Genomic DNA, 2,030 nt, shown 5'->3' on the forward strand with positions numbered 1-2,030 from the left:
TTTTTTTTAATTTTTATGCATTTTAAAAATGTATTTGGCTTTTTTACTCTATCACTTCGATAGTATAAATTCTCTAAATCAAAAAAACCAATTGGTGTTTTGTTGTCACCTTCAATTTTTTTTGTTGAAAATCCTTTTTTTCCAACTGCACATCTAAATATAAAGTCATCAACTTGAAGTTTGTTTTTATTTTTAATATTAATTATCATTGTATTAATTAAATATGCATAAAGTTATAATATATAATTTTGATGAACTCTTCAAAATATTAGATGAGATAAGAGAAGTATTTTATTTTGAAATCGAAAACATAAACTCTTTTAACAAAAAAGAAAAAAAAATAACTAAATTATCTAATGAAATAATAATAACTAATAAGAAATATGAATATTTAAAAGATTGTTTAATATTAAACAAATTACCAATAAAAATTTCTAAATTTATAGAACAAATAAATTTACATTTAATGAAAAAAAATTTTTCTAATCAATCTGAAATTAAAATAGGTAAATACAAAATCAATTTAAATTCAAGAGAACTTATATTAGATAAAAAAAGTTTAAAATTGACTGAAAAGGAGGCTAATTTAATTCTATATCTAAAAAAAATAAGTAAATCAGTTAGTATTGAAGAACTTCAAACCGAAATATGGGGCTATAATAAGAGCCTAGAAACGCATACAGTTGAAACTCATATTTATAGATTGAGAAAAAAAATATTAAAATTATTTAATGAAAATAATTTTATAATTAGTGCTGAAAACGGTTATTTATTAAATATTTAATTTTAAATTGTATCTATATTAAAACTTATAACAATTCTATCTTCGTTAGATCTATTTTTATTTACTGCATGCTCTAAGTAAGCTGGAAAAATATATAATTTTCCTTCTTCGGCCTCAAAACTAATATGTTCAGCAGATAGTTCATTAAATTCTTTTATCTTTGGATGTTTCATTACAGCAACGTGCTTAGGATCAAAGAATGCTATAGGACCAGAGTCTTTTTTTGCTTTTACATAATAGGCAGCACTTAATAAACTGTTAGGATGGGTGTGTTTTATATTAAAACTTCCAGGTGGGTTTATGATAGACCACATTCCAATAAAACTGATTTTTTCTGGAACAAACTCCCAATTGTAACTATTAAATACATTTCTGACACAGTGTTTGGAAAAATTTATTAAAGGCAATAATTCACCAACATTTTTAAGATCAAAAATTCGAGAATGCCACCCACCTGAATTAGACCTATTTATTCCTTCTGGGTCAATTTTTTTTTGTTCATAAATATATTTCTCAATTTTTTTATTTATTTCAGAAAAATTTTCTAACTTAAATTCAAAAATAGATACAGGAAATACTTTATGAACTAACATTTAATTATTTTATAAATACTATTTATTTTTAAAATATAAATTTATTTATGTAAACTATCATTTTACTTTTGATAAGCTACTTTTAAAATGACTAAAAAATTTAAGAAAAAAAATCCTTTACTTAAAGATTTATATTCAAAAAAATTTAAAACAAAGGTTGTTAAATCTAAAAAAGGAAAGGGAAGTTTTAATAGAAAAAAATTAATTTAGATTCTTGCTCCAATTTGTTGGATTATTTTTGATGACATTTCGGTTCCTTTTTTTAAGCTTTCTAGTAATGATAAATTATTTATATATCCATGAAGAAATCCTGCTGCAAATAAGTCACCAGCACCTGTAAGGTCAACAATTTTTAGATTTTTTTGAATATCACATTCAACAACATCATTCCCATTAATCGCTACTGATCCTTTCTCTCCTCTGGTGACGATGATGAGTTTATTAATTTGTTTCGAGAAGTTTATAACTTCTTCAAAGTTTTTTGCGTCAATTAATGATGCAATTTCTTGTTCATTGGCAAAAGTTATATCAAGTCTGTGTTTAACTAAGTTTAAAAAATGAGGTTTATGCCTATCTACACAAAACAAATCAGAAAGTGACATGGCAACTTTGTTTGCATTGTTAATAACTTTGTCAAATGCTTTCTTAGGCGC

The 2,030-nt window shown here is 23.8% G+C and carries 3 protein-coding genes and 2 pseudogenes; 2 read left to right on the top strand and 3 right to left on the bottom strand.

The window, feature by feature from the left end; all coding sequences use genetic code 11:
* Nucleotides 1-209: pseudogene (locus tag AMN99_RS05545) on the bottom strand (L,D-transpeptidase family protein); the annotation flags it as partial.
* A 14-nt stretch (nt 210-223) separates the two neighbouring features.
* Between AMN99_RS05545 and AMN99_RS05550 the strand changes: the two are divergent.
* Nucleotides 224-784, top strand: a complete 561-nt coding sequence (locus AMN99_RS05550; protein ID WP_075506816.1) for a winged helix-turn-helix domain-containing protein — start codon at nt 224-226, stop codon at nt 782-784.
* Between the two features lie 2 nt (nt 785-786).
* On the opposite strand, the gene AMN99_RS05555 is transcribed toward AMN99_RS05550, so the two are convergent.
* Entirely contained in the window at nt 787-1,377 is a 591-nt protein-coding gene (locus AMN99_RS05555; RefSeq protein ID WP_075506817.1) for a TIGR02466 family protein, read from the bottom strand.
* 105 nt (nt 1,378-1,482) lie between these two features.
* On the opposite strand from AMN99_RS05555, the pseudogene arfA reads away from it, so the two are divergent.
* A pseudogene (arfA, locus tag AMN99_RS05705) lies at nt 1,483-1,575 on the top strand (alternative ribosome rescue factor ArfA); the annotation flags it as partial.
* 8 nt (nt 1,576-1,583) lie between these two features.
* Here the strand turns inward: arfA and AMN99_RS05560 are convergent.
* On the bottom strand, nt 1,584-2,030 hold a 447-nt coding region (locus AMN99_RS05560; RefSeq protein WP_256998124.1), incomplete at its 5' end, for a PfkB family carbohydrate kinase.

Source organism: Candidatus Pelagibacter communis, assembly GCF_001180225.1.
GTDB lineage: Bacteria > Pseudomonadota > Alphaproteobacteria > Pelagibacterales > Pelagibacteraceae > Pelagibacter > Pelagibacter ubique_D.

Excerpts from the sequence above, each read along its gene's own strand:
- AMN99_RS05550 (WP_075506816.1), top strand. The coding sequence starts at position 224 with ATGCATAAAGTTATAATATATAATTTTGATGAACTCTTCAAAATATTA.
- AMN99_RS05555 (WP_075506817.1), bottom strand. The coding sequence starts at position 1,377 with ATGTTAGTTCATAAAGTATTTCCTGTATCTATTTTTGAATTTAAGTTA.